Annotated in this window: 8 protein-coding genes; all 8 read left to right on the plus strand. The window is 64.7% G+C overall.

The window, feature by feature from the left end:
- Nucleotides 1-371: 371 nt before the first annotated feature.
- Nucleotides 372-1,025: a 50S ribosomal protein L10 gene (rplJ, locus tag ABF648_RS10320; RefSeq protein WP_415632191.1), complete on the plus strand. Its 654-nt coding sequence runs from the start codon at nt 372-374 to the stop codon at nt 1,023-1,025.
- A 13-nt stretch (nt 1,026-1,038) separates the two neighbouring features.
- Complete coding sequence (gene rplL, locus ABF648_RS10325; RefSeq protein WP_415632192.1) at nt 1,039-1,434, plus strand: 50S ribosomal protein L7/L12; 396 nt, start codon at nt 1,039-1,041, stop codon at nt 1,432-1,434.
- Nucleotides 1,435-1,821: 387 nt separating this feature from the next.
- Complete coding sequence (locus ABF648_RS10330; RefSeq protein WP_415632193.1) at nt 1,822-5,298, plus strand: DNA-directed RNA polymerase subunit beta; 3,477 nt, start codon at nt 1,822-1,824, stop codon at nt 5,296-5,298.
- Between the two features lie 97 nt (nt 5,299-5,395).
- The gene (locus tag ABF648_RS10335; RefSeq protein WP_415632194.1) at nt 5,396-9,286 is read left to right on the plus strand and encodes a DNA-directed RNA polymerase subunit beta'; all 3,891 of its coding nucleotides are present in this window, start codon (nt 5,396-5,398) and stop codon (nt 9,284-9,286) included.
- Between the two features lie 402 nt (nt 9,287-9,688).
- A complete protein-coding gene (gene rpsL, locus ABF648_RS10340) occupies nt 9,689-10,060 on the plus strand; it encodes a 30S ribosomal protein S12 (RefSeq protein ID WP_415632195.1) in 372 nt (123 codons plus the stop codon).
- Nucleotides 10,060-10,530 carry a 30S ribosomal protein S7 gene (rpsG, locus tag ABF648_RS10345; RefSeq protein WP_415632196.1) on the plus strand — a complete coding sequence of 157 codons (471 nt, stop codon included), beginning with the start codon at nt 10,060-10,062 and terminating at the stop codon, nt 10,528-10,530. Before rpsL ends, rpsG begins: the two co-directional genes overlap by 1 nt.
- 93 nt (nt 10,531-10,623) lie before the next feature.
- Nucleotides 10,624-12,723, plus strand: a complete 2,100-nt coding sequence (gene fusA / locus ABF648_RS10350) for an elongation factor G (protein ID WP_415632197.1) — start codon at nt 10,624-10,626, stop codon at nt 12,721-12,723.
- A gap of 213 nt (nt 12,724-12,936) precedes the next feature.
- Nucleotides 12,937-14,127, plus strand: coding sequence for an elongation factor Tu (tuf, locus tag ABF648_RS10355; protein ID WP_415632198.1), 1,191 nt, complete (start codon nt 12,937-12,939; stop codon nt 14,125-14,127).
- The last annotated feature ends 143 nt before the right edge of the window (nt 14,128-14,270 follow it).

The following is a 14,270-nucleotide window of genomic DNA, read 5'->3' on the forward strand; positions in this document are numbered from 1 at the left end:
GGTGTGTGCGGGTGATGGCTGGAGGCCATCGCGCTTAGGTGTGTGCGGGTGATGGCTGGAGGCCATCGCGCTTAGGTGTGTGCGGGTGATGGTCGGGGCCTTGCGGCTACGTCATTGCTCGCAGCGATCGGTCATCCGATTTTGCCCAGCAGCGGCGTACGTCTAAACTTCTCGATGCCGTAGACCGCTGGCGGCCGAGCTTCATCGTTCGGCCTCAATGCTCGATCCTCATACCTGGGGCAGGGCGCCCGCGCAGGTGACCGAACGAATCGCCGGGCGCTGCCCGGCGCAAACCCCGGCTGCCTGTGCACCGGGGTTTTTCCATGCCGTCACAAGGTCCCGGCACGAACGAGAAGTGGGAAGGAGACCCGATGGCGAAGGCTGACAAGGCAGACACGATCGCTGAGCTCAAGGAGAAGTTCTCCCAGAGCGACGCAGCCGTGCTGACCGAGTACCGCGGTCTCACCGTGGCGAACCTGAAGGATTTGCGCAGGTCACTCGGTGCTGACGCAAGCTACGCCGTTGCGAAGAACACCCTCACCCGGATCGCCGCGAAGGAGGCTGGCGTCGAGGGACTCGACGAACAGCTCACCGGACCGACGGCCGTTGCCTTCATCAGCGGTGACGTCGCCACCGTGGCGAAGGGCCTGAGGGATTTCGCGAACGACAACCCGCTCCTGGTCATCAAGGGCGGTGTCATGGACGGAAAGGTCCTCGACGCCGACACGGTCAAGAAGCTCGCCGACCTCGAGTCGCGCGAGGTTCTGCTCGCCAAGCTGGCAGGCGGCATGAAGGCGTCCATGAGCAATGCCGTGGCCCTCTTCGCCGCCCCGCTGTCCCAGACCGCCCGCGTGCTGGGCGCTCTGGAGACCAAGGCCGGCGAGGATCCCTCGATCATCGGTGGGGCCGGAACCCCCGCCGCTGGCGTCCAGGAGCACGACAACGCCGAAGATTCGGCAACCGGAGCAGCCGATGCTGCCGAGGTCACAACAGACGCGGCGTCCAACGACGCATCGAACAACTAGGAAGGACGCCAACATGGCAAAGCTCAGCAAGGACGAGCTCCTCGAGCAGTTCAAGGACATGACCCTCATCGAGCTGTCCGATTTCGTGAAGGCCTTCGAGGAGACCTTCGACGTCAAGGCTGCCGCCCCGGTTGCCGTTGCCGCTGCCCCGGCCGCTGCCGGTGGCGCCGGCGATGACGCCGCTGCCGACGAGGCTGCCTCCGAGGTCGACGTGACCCTCGAGGCCGTCGGCGACAAGAAGATCCAGGTCATCAAGGAGGTGCGCGCCCTCACCTCCCTCGGCCTCAAGGATGCCAAGGATCTCGTGGAGGCAGCTCCGAAGGTCGTCCTGGAGAAGGTCACCCCCGAGGCCGCCAAGGCAGCCAAGGAGAAGCTCGAGGCTGCAGGCGCCACCGCCTCCGTCAAGTGACGCAGCGCTGACGAGCAGTGGCTGAAGGCCGGGTATCCACCAGTGGTGGTGCCCGGTCTTCGTCGTACCTGGCAGGCGGGGAATGCAGTCGCGTCTGGCGTGGCCGGGCCAGGTGGTTGCCAACCCGACGGGATTGCGTATCATCTAGCTCGTGACCAAGGCTGTGTCGGTCGGCGAGTTCGAGGGACTGGGGTTACTGCGGGGACGATGATGTCGCCGCCTGGATGGGCCCGCACGGGATGGCCAAAGCGTAAGCTTTGCCCACTTGCTCTCAGCCCCAGGATAGGGTAACGTTGATGTTTGCCCATCGCCACAATTGATGACCCGTGTTGACACGGGTCATTCTGCATGCAAAGAACCTCTGCGAGTTCTTGGAAGGACCACACCTTGGCCGCCTCGCGCAATGCGTTGAAGAACACCGATGTCATCTCCAATACCGGGAGAATCTCGTTCGCCAAGATCAAGGAGCCGCTCGAAATCCCCAATCTGCTCGACCTGCAGGTGAAATCGTTCAACTGGCTCGTCGGCAACGATGTCTGGCAGCGCGAGGTGGATGAGGCCCTGGCTCAGGGCCGCACCGATGTGAGCACCCACTCGGGGCTGGAGGAGATCTTCGAGGAGATCTCCCCGATCGAGGACTTCTCCCAGACGATGTCCCTGAGCTTCCGGGACCACCGTTTCGAGGATCCGAAGTACACCATCGAGGAGTGCAAGGATCGCGACGCGACCTATGCCGCCCCGTTGTTCGTCACTGCCGAGTTCATGAACAATGACACCGGCGAGATCAAGAGCCAGACCGTCTTCATCGGCGATTTCCCGCTGATGACAGACAAGGGCACCTTCATCATCACCGGCACCGAGCGTGTCGTCGTCTCCCAGATCGTGCGTTCCCCGGGCGTCTACTTCGAGCAGACGCCCGACAAGACCAGCGACAAGGACATCTTCACCTGCAAGGTGATCCCGAGCCGCGGCGCCTGGTTGGAGTTCGAGATCGACAAGCGCGACCTCGTCGGTGTGCGTCTTGATCGCAAGCGCAAGCAGAACGTCACCGTGCTGCTCAAGGCGCTCGGCTGGAGCGAGGAGCAGATCCTCAACGAGTTCGGCCAGTACGACGCCATCCGGATGACCATGGAGAAGGACCACGTCACCACCCAGGACGAGGCGCTGCTCGACATCTACCGGAAGCTGCGCCCGGGTGAGCCGCCGGCGCGTGATGCCTCGCAGCAGCTGCTGGAGAACTACTACTTCAATCCGAAGCGCTACGACCTGGCGAAGGTCGGCCGTCACAAGATCAACAAGAAGCTTGGTCTCAACGAGCCCTTCGACCAGCAGGTGCTCACGATGGACGACATCATTGCCGCCATCCACTACATCTGCGCCCTGCACGAGGGCCAGACCGAGCTGGACAACGGTCTGCCTGTGGAGCCCGACGACATCGACCATTTCGGCAATCGTCGCCTGCGCACCGTCGGCGAGCTGATCCAGAATCAGCTGCGCACCGGTCTGGGGCGCATGGAGCGCGTGGTGCGCGACCGGATGACCACCCAGGACATCGAGGCCATCACCCCGCAGACGCTGATCAATGTGCGTCCGGTGACCGCTGCGCTGAAGGAGTTCTTCGGCACCTCGCAGCTGTCCCAGTTCATGGACCAGAACAATCCGCTGGCCGAGATGACCCACAAGCGCCGGTTGTCGGCGCTGGGCCCCGGCGGTCTGTCCCGTGATCGCGCCGGCATGGAGGTGCGCGACGTGCACACCTCCCACTACGGCCGGATGTGCCCGATCGAGACTCCTGAGGGCCCGAACATCGGCCTGATCGGTTCGCTGGCCTCCTTCGCGCGCGTCAATGCCTTCGGCTTCATCGAGACGCCCTACCGTCGCGTGGTCGACGGTACCGTCACAGACGATGTCGACTACCTCACCGCCGATGAGGAGGACCATCACATCATCGCCCAGGCCAATGCCGTGGTCGGCGAGGATGGTGCCTTCACCGAGGACCGCGTGCTGGTGCGTACCCGCCACGGCGAGGTCGATCTCGTGCCGCCGCAGGAAGTGGACTACATGGACGTCTCGCCGCGCCAGATGGTGTCGGTGGGTTCCGCGCTGATCCCCTTCCTCGAGCACGACGACTCGTCGCGTGCCCTGATGGGTGCCAACATGCAGCGCCAGGCTGTGCCGCTGGTCAAGAATGAGGCGCCCTATGTGGGCACCGGCATGGAGTACCGCTGCGCCGTCGACGTCGGCGAGGTCACCTGCGCCACCAAGCCAGGCACCGTCACCGGCGCCTCGGCCGATCTCATCGACATCGCCTGCGATGACGGCACCTACCAGACCTTCCGGCTGGAGAAGTTCCGCCGCTCCAATGCGGGCACCTGCGTCAACCAGCGCCCGATCGTGAGCGTGGGGGACCATGTCGAGGTGGGCACCCCGCTCGCCGACGGTCCCTGCACCGACGACGGGGAGCTCGCCCTGGGCCGCAATCTGCTGTGCGCCTTCATGCCCTGGAACGGCCTCAACTACGAGGACGCCATCATCTTGTCCCAGCGCATCGTGAGCGAGGACGTGCTCACCTCGATCCACATCGAGGAGCACGAGGTCGACGCCCGCGACACCAAGCTCGGGCCCGAGGAGATCACCCGGGACATCCCGAATGTCTCCGACGACATGATCGCCAATCTCGACGAGCGCGGCATCATCCGCATCGGCGCCGAGGTGCGCAACGGTGACATCCTGGTCGGAAAGGTCACCCCCAAGGGTGAGACCGAACTCACCCCTGAGGAGCGCCTGCTGCGCGCCATCTTCGGTGAGAAGGCCCGCGAGGTCCGCGACACCTCCATGAAGGTGCCGCACGGGGAGGAGGGCACCGTCATCGGTGTGCGCATCTTCGACCGCGAGGACAACGACGAGTTGCCGCCCGGCGTCAACCAGATGGTGCGCGTCTACGTCGCCCAGAAGCGCAAGGTGCAGGTCGGCGACAAATTGGCCGGCCGGCACGGCAACAAGGGCGTCATCTCCAAGATCCTGCCGGTCGAGGACATGCCGTTCATGGAGGACGGCACCCCGGTCGACATCATCCTCAACCCACTCGGCGTGCCGAGCCGGATGAATCTGGGCCAGGTGCTCGAGATGCATCTGGGCTGGATCGCCCATTCCGGCTGGGATCTCGGCGCCTCCGATGAGCCGTGGGCCGAGCGCCTGCGCGAGGTCGGCCTCGAGCACGTCGACGGCGGTGTCCGCCTGGCCACCCCGGTCTTCGACGGTGCGAACGAGGAGGAGATCTCCGGTCTGCTCGCTGACGGCCTGCCCAACCGGGACGGCAATCACGTGGTCGACCAGGACGGCAAGGCACTGTTGTTCGACGGCCGCTCCGGGGAGCCCTTCCCGCGGCGTGTCGGCGTCGGCTACATGTACATGCTGAAGCTGCACCATCTGGTCGACGACAAGATCCACGCACGTTCCACCGGTCCGTACTCGATGATCACCCAGCAGCCGCTCGGCGGCAAGGCCCAGTTCGGTGGTCAGCGCTTCGGCGAGATGGAGGTCTGGGCACTCGAGGCATACGGCGCCGCGTGGGCCCTGCAGGAGATGCTCACCATCAAGTCCGACGATGTCTCCGGCCGTGTCAAGGTCTACGAGGCGATCGTCAAGGGCGAGAACATCCCCGAGCCCGGTATCCCCGAGGGATTCAAGGTGCTGGTCAAGGAGATGAAGTCGTTGTGCCTGAACGTCGAGGTGCTCAGCACCGACGGCCAGGTCGTCGACCTGCGGGACACCGAGGAGGACTACCGCTCCGTGGAGGAGCTCGGTATCGACCTCTCGCGGCGACCCGGTGCTGATTCCTACAAGTTGGAGTCCGAAGGCTGAGGCCACCACGCCATGACACCGGGCCCCACCCGGTGTCATGGCCACTGATCCCCAATTGTTGTGACCGCCTGCTGGGAGCAGGGGAAAGAGAATCAACGTGCTGGACGTCAACACCTACAACGAACTCCGGATCGGCCTGGCCACTGCTGACCAGATCCGTGGGTGGTCCTACGGAGAGGTGAAGAAGCCCGAGACGATCAACTACCGCACGCTCAAGCCCGAGCGCGACGGTCTGTTCTGCGAGAAGATCTTCGGGCCCACCAGGGACTGGGAGTGCGCTTGCGGCAAGTACAAGAGGGTGCGTTTCAAGGGCATCGTCTGCGAGCGCTGTGGTGTCGAGGTGACCCGTTCCAATGTGCGTCGTGAGCGGATGGGCCACATCGAGCTGGCCGCGCCCGTCACCCACATCTGGTACTTCAAGGGTGTGCCGAGCCGCCTGGGCTATCTGCTCGACATCGCGCCGAAGGACCTGGAGAAGGTCATCTACTTCGCCGCGTACATGATCACCAGGGTCGACGCCGATGCGCGTTCTCGAGACCTGCCGTCCCTGGAGGCCAAGGTCTCCGCCGAGCACACCCACATCGAACAGCGTCGTGACAACGACGTCGAGAAGCGGATGACCAAGCTCGAGGAGGATCTGGCCAAGCTCGAGGAGGAGGGCGCCAAGGCCGATGTCCGCAAGAAGGTCAAGGACGGTGGCGAGAAGGAGCTGAAGACCATCCGCGACCGTGCCCAGCGCGAGCTGGATCGTCTGGACGCCGTCTGGGATCGCTTCAAGGGCCTCAAGGTGCAGGACCTCGAGGGCGACGAGGTGCTCTACCGCGAGATGAAGACTCGCTTCGGCAAGTACTTCGAGGGGTACATGGGCGCTGAGGCCGTCAAGCATCGTCTGGAGACCTTCGACCTGAAGGCGGAGTCCGAGCGGCTGCGCGACATCATCCAGAACGGCAAGGGCCAGCGCAAGACGCGTGCCCTCAAGCGGCTCAAGGTGGTCTCGGCCTTCCTCGACACCGGCAATTCGCCGATGGGCATGGTGCTGGACGCCGTCCCGGTCATCCCGCCCGATCTGCGCCCGATGGTGCAGTTGGACGGCGGCCGCTTCGCGACCTCCGACCTCAACGACCTGTACCGTCGCGTGATCAACCGCAACAACCGGCTGAAGAGGCTGCTGGATCTCGGCGCGCCCGAGATCATCGTGAACAACGAGAAGCGGATGCTGCAGGAGGCCGTCGACTCGCTGTTCGACAACGGCCGACGTGGCCGTCCGGTGACCGGTCCGGGCAACCGTCCGCTGAAGTCGCTGTCCGACATGCTCAAGGGCAAGCAGGGCCGGTTCCGCCAGAATCTGCTCGGCAAGCGCGTCGACTACTCCGGCCGTTCGGTCATCGTGGTCGGCCCGCAGCTGAAGATGCACCAGTGCGGCCTGCCCAAGCAGATGGCTCTGGAGCTGTTCAAGCCCTTCGTCATGAAGCGGCTCTACGACCTCAACTACGCGCCCAACATCAAGAGCGCGAAGCGCATGGTCGAACGCCAGCGTCCGCAGGTCTTCGATGTGCTCGACGAGGTCATCAAGGAGCATCCGGTGCTGCTCAATCGCGCACCGACCCTGCACCGGCTGGGCATCCAGGCATTCGAGCCGCAGCTCATCGAGGGCAAGGCCATCCAGCTGCACCCGCTCGTGTGCGCGGCCTTCAATGCCGACTTCGACGGCGACCAGATGGCTGTTCACCTGCCGCTGAGCGCCGAGGCGCAGTCCGAGGCCCGCATTCTGATGCTTTCCTCGAACAACATCCTCAAGCCGGCTGACGGCAAGCCGATCGCGCTGCCCAGTCACGAGATGATCATCGGAATGTACTACCTCACCCAGGACCTCGACGGTCTGCCGGGCGAGGGGCGCGCCTTCGCCTCCGAGGCGGAGGCCCTGATGGCCCAGGACATGGGCCAGCTCGACCTGCGTGCCAAGTGCACCATCCGGCTCAAGGGGATTGTCCCGCCGGCCTCCCAGGCCGACAAGCTCAAGGACGACGGCTCGATCATGCTCGACACCACGCTGGGCAAGATCATCTTCAACGAGGCGTTGCCGCACGACTATCCCTTCGTGGAGGCCCACGTCGGCAAGAAGCAGCTCGCGGGGATCATCAACGATCTGGCCGTGAAGTTCCCACGTCCGGTGGTCGTCGACACCCTCGACAACCTCAAGGACATGGGCTTCAAGTGGGGCACCCGCTCCGGCGTCACCGTCTCGATCGGTGACGTGCAGACGCCGCCCAACAAGCCCGAGATCATGGCCAAGTACGAGGCCAAGGCAGCAAAGATCGACAAGCTCTACGATCGCGGTGCCGTGACCGAGGAGGAGCGCCGTGGTGAGCTGGTGCAGATCTGGAACGACGCCACGGCCGAGCTGACCGATGCGATGGAGAAGAACTTCACTCGCACCAACCCGATCTACATGATGGTGAACTCCGGTGCCCGAGGGAACATGACCCAGATGCGCCAGATCGCCGCCATGCGAGGCCTGGTGGCCAATCCGAAGGGCGAGATCATCGAGCGCCCGATCAAGTCCAACTTCCGTGAGGGCCTGACCGTTCTGGAGTACTTCATCTCCACCCACGGCGGCCGGAAGGGGCAGGCCGACACCGCCCTGCGGACGGCCGATTCCGGCTACCTCACCAGGCGTCTGGTCGACGTCTCGCAGGATGTCATCATCCGCGAGGAGGACTGCGGGACCACTCGTGGTCTGGTCAAGCCCATCGCAAGCGCCGGTCCGGACGGCACGCTGGTGCCGGACAAGATGCTGGAGACCTCGGTCTATGGGCGCACCGCGGCGACCGATGTCACCGATGAGCAGGGCAATGTCGTCATCGGTGCTGGGGCTGATCTCGAGCCCGCGCTGGTGGCGAAGGCCATCGAGTCCGGCATCACCTCCCTCAAGGTGCGTTCGGTGCTGACCTGCCAGTCCTCCACCGGCGCCTGCGCCAAGTGCTACGGGCGTTCGCTGGCCAATGGCAAGCTCGTCGAGGTGGGCGAGGCCGTGGGCATCCAGGCTGCGCAGTCCATCGGCGAGCCCGGCACCCAGCTGACGATGCGTACCTTCCACACCGGTGGTGTGGCCGGCGACGACATCACCCAGGGCCTGCCCCGAGTGGTCGAGCTGTTCGAGGCGCGTACCCCGAAGGGCAAGGCACCGATCGCAGAGGCCGACGGGCGCGTCAAGATCGAGGAGACCGATCGCGGCCGCAAGCTGACGATCATCCGCGATGATGGCGGGGAGGACGTCGAGTACGTCCTGCCGCGTCGGGCACGCCTGGAGTTCGAGGACTCCAACCGGGTGCGGCACTCGATCACCGACGGTTGTCATGTCTCCGTCGGTGAGCAGCTGACCGGTGGCACCATCGATCCGCAGGACGTGCTGAGGGTGCGCGGCGTGCGCGCGGTGCAGGAGCACCTCGTGCAGGAGGTCCAGAAGGTGTATGCCTCCCAGGGCTCCCCGATCCACGACAAGCACATCGAGATCGTCATCCGCCAGATGCTGAGGCGGATCACGGTGATCGAGTCGGGCGACACGAACATGATGCCCGGCGAGCTGGTGGATCGGCAGAACTACGAGGCCGCCAACCGCAAGGCGGTCGAGGAGGGCGGTCGTCCCGCAGAGGGTCGTCCGGTGCTGATGGGTATCACCAAGGCCTCGCTGGCAACCGAGTCGTGGCTGTCGGCGGCGTCCTTCCAGGAGACCACCAAGGTGCTCACCGATGCGTCCATCCATGGCAAGTCGGACAACCTGGTCGGCCTGAAGGAGAATGTCATCCTCGGCAAGCTCATCCCGGTGGGCACCGGCCTGGAGCGTTACCGCAACATGCGGGTGGAGCCGACGGCCGAGGCCAAGGCGAACTCCTACCAGATGAGCTATGACCCCTTCGACTACGACTTCGGGTCAGGTTCGGGTTCCGCGGTCCCGCTGGACGATCTGGACTTCGGCGACCTTCGCTGAGTCACTGTGCTGAGCCCACGGGGCTGAGTAGCGGGGGAGAGCATGGGCCTGGCAGCAGCTGCATTCACTTGACGCTGCTGCCGGGCACATGCTCTCCCCTCTTTCTTCCCCCGACCGCAGGAATCCGATCAATCAGACTGGTACCGCCATCCGTGGGGAGGCCGTTTTGACCGGCTTCGAACCGTCGGCTAGACTCGGCTCTTGGTTCGGTTTGCCCGGATGAAAGCGCGTGCCCTCCCGATCTGGTTCTGACGTTGCACAGATGGCCAAGGCGGTACGGAATCGTGCGGCAACGACCCATCGTCCTTCGAACGAGCGCCTGTTGCTGGGCGCCGCGCTCAGGTGATGGGGGAGTTGCACCATCAGGAGAATCACTCTCGACTACGAAAGAGATACCAGCAGGTGCCTACCATCCAGCAGCTGGTCCGCAAGGGCCGCACTGACAAGGTCAGCAAGACCAATACGCCGGCGCTGAAGGGCTCGCCCCAGCGCCGTGGCGTGTGCACGCGTGTGTACACGACCACCCCGAAGAAGCCGAACTCGGCATTGCGCAAGGTGGCGCGAGTTCGCCTGAGCTCCGGCATCGAGGTGACCGCCTACATTCCCGGAATCGGTCACAATCTCCAGGAGCACTCCATGGTGCTCGTGCGCGGCGGTCGCGTGAAGGACCTTCCCGGTGTCCGTTACAAGATCATCCGTGGTGCACTCGACACCCAGGGCGTCAAGGGCCGCAAGCAGGCTCGCAGCCGCTACGGCGCGAAGAAGGAGAAGTAATGCCTCGCAAGGGACCGGCCCCGAAGCGCCCGGTGATCATCGACCCGGTGTACGAGTCACCGCTGGTCAGCCAGCTCGTGAGCAAGATCCTGCTGGACGGCAAGAAGACCGTCGCGCAGAACATCGTGTACTCCGCGCTGGAGGGCGCTCGCGAGAAGACCGGTGTCGACCCGGTGCAGACCCTCAAGAAGGCGCTCGACAATGTCAAGCCCGCCGTGGAGGTGCGCTCCCGCCGAGTCGGCGGCGCCACCTACCAGGTGCCTGTCGAGGTCAAGCCGCACCGTTCGAACACGCTGGCCATGCGCTGGCTGGTGAGCTTCGCCCGCGACCGTCGTGAGAAGACGATGGCCGAGCGTCTGCAGAACGAGATCCTCGATGCCTCCAATGGTCTCGGAGCCTCGGTCAAGAAGCGCGAGGACACCCACCGGATGGCTGAAGCCAACCGGGCCTTCGCCCACTACCGCTGGTAACATCTCGGCCGGCCCCCGCCCTTGTGGCGGGGGCACTGGCCTGTTCAGGGGCCGCATGCCCCGTCCACATCACGAATCAGAGTTAGGAAACCCGTGGCCCTCGATCTGCAAACCGACCTGGCCAAGGTGCGCAACATCGGCATCATGGCTCACATCGACGCCGGAAAGACGACGACGACCGAGCGCATCCTGTACTACACCGGTATCAATCACAAGATCGGTGAGGTTCACGACGGCGCTGCCACCATGGACTGGATGGAGCAGGAGCAGGAGCGCGGCATCACCATCACCTCGGCCGCCACCACGTGCTTCTGGAACAACTACCAGGTCAACATCATCGACACCCCCGGGCACGTCGATTTCACCGTCGAGGTGGAGCGTGCGCTGCGCGTGCTCGACGGTGCGGTGGCTGTCTTCGACGGTGTCGCCGGCGTGGAGCCGCAGACGATGACCGTGTGGCGTCAGGCTTCCAAGTACAACGTGCCGCGGATCTGCTTCATCAACAAGCTGGATCGCACCGGCGCCTCCTTCGACTGGTGCGTCAAGACCATCCGAGAGCGTCTCAACGCCATCCCCGTGCTGCTGCAGCTGCCGATCGGCGCTGAGGGCGGCTTCCTGGGCATCATCGATCTCATCGAGATGGACGCCAAGACCTGGCGCGGCGAGACCGAGCTCGGCGAGCACTACGAGGTCGAGGCGATCCCCGAAGACCTCAAGGAGGCCGCGGAGACCGCTCGGGCTGAGATGATCGAGACCGTCGCCGAGAACGACGAGGAGTTCATGGAGCTCTACCTCGGTGGCGAGGACTGGACCAAGGACGACCTCAGGGCCGCCATCCGCCGCGGTGTGCTGGCGTCTGCCTTCACCGCCGTCACCTGTGGTTCGGCCTTCAAGAACAAGGGCGTGCAGCCCCTGATGGACGCCGTCGTCGACTACCTGCCGAGCCCGCTCGACGTGCCCGCGATCGTCGGCTTCAAGCCCGGCGACGAGACGGTCGAGATCGATCGCCATCCCTCCCGTGACGAGCCTCTTTCGGCCCTCGCATTCAAGATCGCTGCTGATCCCCATCTCGGGCGGCTCACCTTCGTGCGCGTCTACTCCGGAACGCTCAAGACCGGGTCCCAGGTGCTCAACTCCACCAAGGACAAGAAGGAGCGCATCGGCAAGATCTACCAGATGCACGCCAACAAGCGCCAGGAGGTCGACGAGATGCCGGCCGGAATGATCTGCGCGGTGATGGGCCTGAAGGACACCGGCACCGGCGACACGCTGTGCGACCACTCCAATCCCGTGGTGCTGGAGTCCATGACCTTCCCGAACCCGGTCATCGAGCAGGCCATCGAGCCGAAGTCGAAGGCCGATCAGGAGAAGCTGTCGATCGCGATCCAGCGGCTCGCTGAGGAAGATCCCACCTTCCAGGTGCACACCGATGAGGAAACCGGCCAGACCATCATCGCCGGCATGGGCGAGCTGCACCTGGACATCCTGATCGATCGCATGAAGCGCGAATTCAATGTGGAGGCCAATATCGGTGTCCCGCAGGTGGCCTACCGCGAGACGCTGCGGCGGGCGGTCAAGAATGTGGACTACACGCACAAGAAGCAGTCCGGCGGTTCTGGCCAGTACGGCAAAGTGGTCATCGATCTGGAGCCGACCGAGCCCGGCTCCGGTTACGAGTTCGTCAATGCCGTCACCGGCGGACGTATCCCCAAGGAGTACATCCCCGCTGTGGACGCCGGCATCCAGGAGGCCATGCAGTTCGGCGTGCTGGCCGGCTACCCGGTCGAGGACATCAAGGTGACCCTCACCGACGGCGCCTACCACGACGTCGACTCCTCCGAGCTGGCATTCAAGATCGCCGGTTCGATGGTCTACAAGGAGGCCGCACGGCGCGCCGACCCGGCTCTGCTCGAGCCGATGATGGCCGTCGAGGTGACCACCCCCGAGGACTATCTCGGCACCGTCATCGGCGACCTCAACGGCCGTCGCGGGCACATCAAGGAAATGGTCGAGGAGCACGGCAACAAGGTCGTGCGCGCGCTCGTCCCGCTGTCCGAGATGTTCGGCTATGTCGGCGACCTGCGGTCCAAGACCTCCGGTCAGGCCTCCTACACGATGGAGTTCGACTCCTACGCAGAGGTGCCCAAGTCGATCGCCGAGGACATCATCGCCAAGGCCCGCGGTACCGAGTGATCCGCTGACCCCACCAGGCTGGCGAGCGCTGTTTGACTCTCGCCAGCCTGTAGACCAGAATTGCTAAGGTTCTTGGGTGCCCAGCCCAAGTGTCTCGGTGCCCGGTAACTCTCGGTGCCAAGCCAAACCTGAACAGACCCCGCTGCGAGGCCCCTCGCAGCAACCAACAGGCGTCCCGCAAGCCAGCGTGACGCGACATCAGAAGGAGCCCCAGTGGCAAAGGCCCATTTCGAGCGGACGAAGCCGCACTGCAACATCGGCACCATCGGGCACATCGACCACGGCAAGACCACACTGACCGCGGCGATCACGAAGGTGCTGGCGGACAAGTACCCGCAGTGGAACTCGTTCGAAGCATTCGACATGATCGACAAGGCTCCTGAGGAGCGTCAGCGCGGTATCACGATCTCGATCGCGCACGTCGAGTACCAGACCGAGAAGCGTCACTACGCGCACGTCGACTGCCCCGGGCACGCCGACTACGTGAAGAACATGATCACCGGTGCCGCCCAGATGGACGGCGCGATCCTCGTCGTGGCAGCCACTGACGGCCCCATGCCCCAGACCCACGAGCACGTGCTGCTCGCCCGTCAGGTCGGTGTCCCCGCCATCGTCGTGGCACTCAACAAGTGCGACATGGTCGACGACGAGGAGCTCATCGAACTCGTCGAGATGGAGACCCGTGAGCTGCTCAGCGCGCAGGAGTTCGACGGCGACAACTGTCCCGTCGTGCGCGTTTCCGCCCTGAAGGCGCTTGAGGGCGACGAGAAGTGGGCCGAGGCCATCATGGAGCTCATGGGGCAGGTCGACGATTACATCCCGCAGCCCGAGCGCGACACCGCCAAGCCCTTCCTGATGCCTGTCGAGGACGTCTTCACCATCACCGGCCGCGGCACCGTCGTGACCGGTCGTGTCGAGCGCGGCATCATCAAGACCGGTGAGACCGTCGAGCTCGTCGGGCTCGCCGACACCCAGACCACCACGGTCACCGGCGTCGAGATGTTCCGCAAGATCCTCGACGAGGGTCAGGCTGGCGACAACGTCGGTCTGCTGCTCCGTGGCACCAAGAAGGAGGACGTGGAGCGCGGCATGGTCGTCACCAAGCCCGGCAGCACCACCCCCCACACCGACTTCGAGGCCAATGTCTACGTGCTGACCAAGGAAGAAGGCGGCCGTCACAAGCCGTTCTTCAGCCACTACAGCCCGCAGTTCTACTTCCGCACCACCGACGTCACCGGCACCGTGGAACTGCCCGAGGGTGTCGAGATGTGCATGCCCGGTGACAACACCGACATGATCGTGCACCTGCAGAAGCCGATCGCCATGGAGGTCGGCCTGAAGTTCGCCATCCGCGAGGGTGGCCACACCGTCGGCGCCGGTCGCGTGACCAAGATCGACAAGTGACCGACTGAACCTCTTGGTCCAACGGCTGAAGGCCCGCCCCTCGGGGGCGGGGGGGGCCCCAGTGGCGCGGGCGTGGGCGGCGCCCCCCGGGCTGGGGCCCGGCGGGGCCCGGGGCCAGGTCCTCAAGGACAAGGCCGGCGCAC

This window comes from Propionibacterium sp. (assembly GCF_047719395.1).
Taxonomy (GTDB): domain Bacteria; phylum Actinomycetota; class Actinomycetes; order Propionibacteriales; family Propionibacteriaceae; genus Propionibacterium.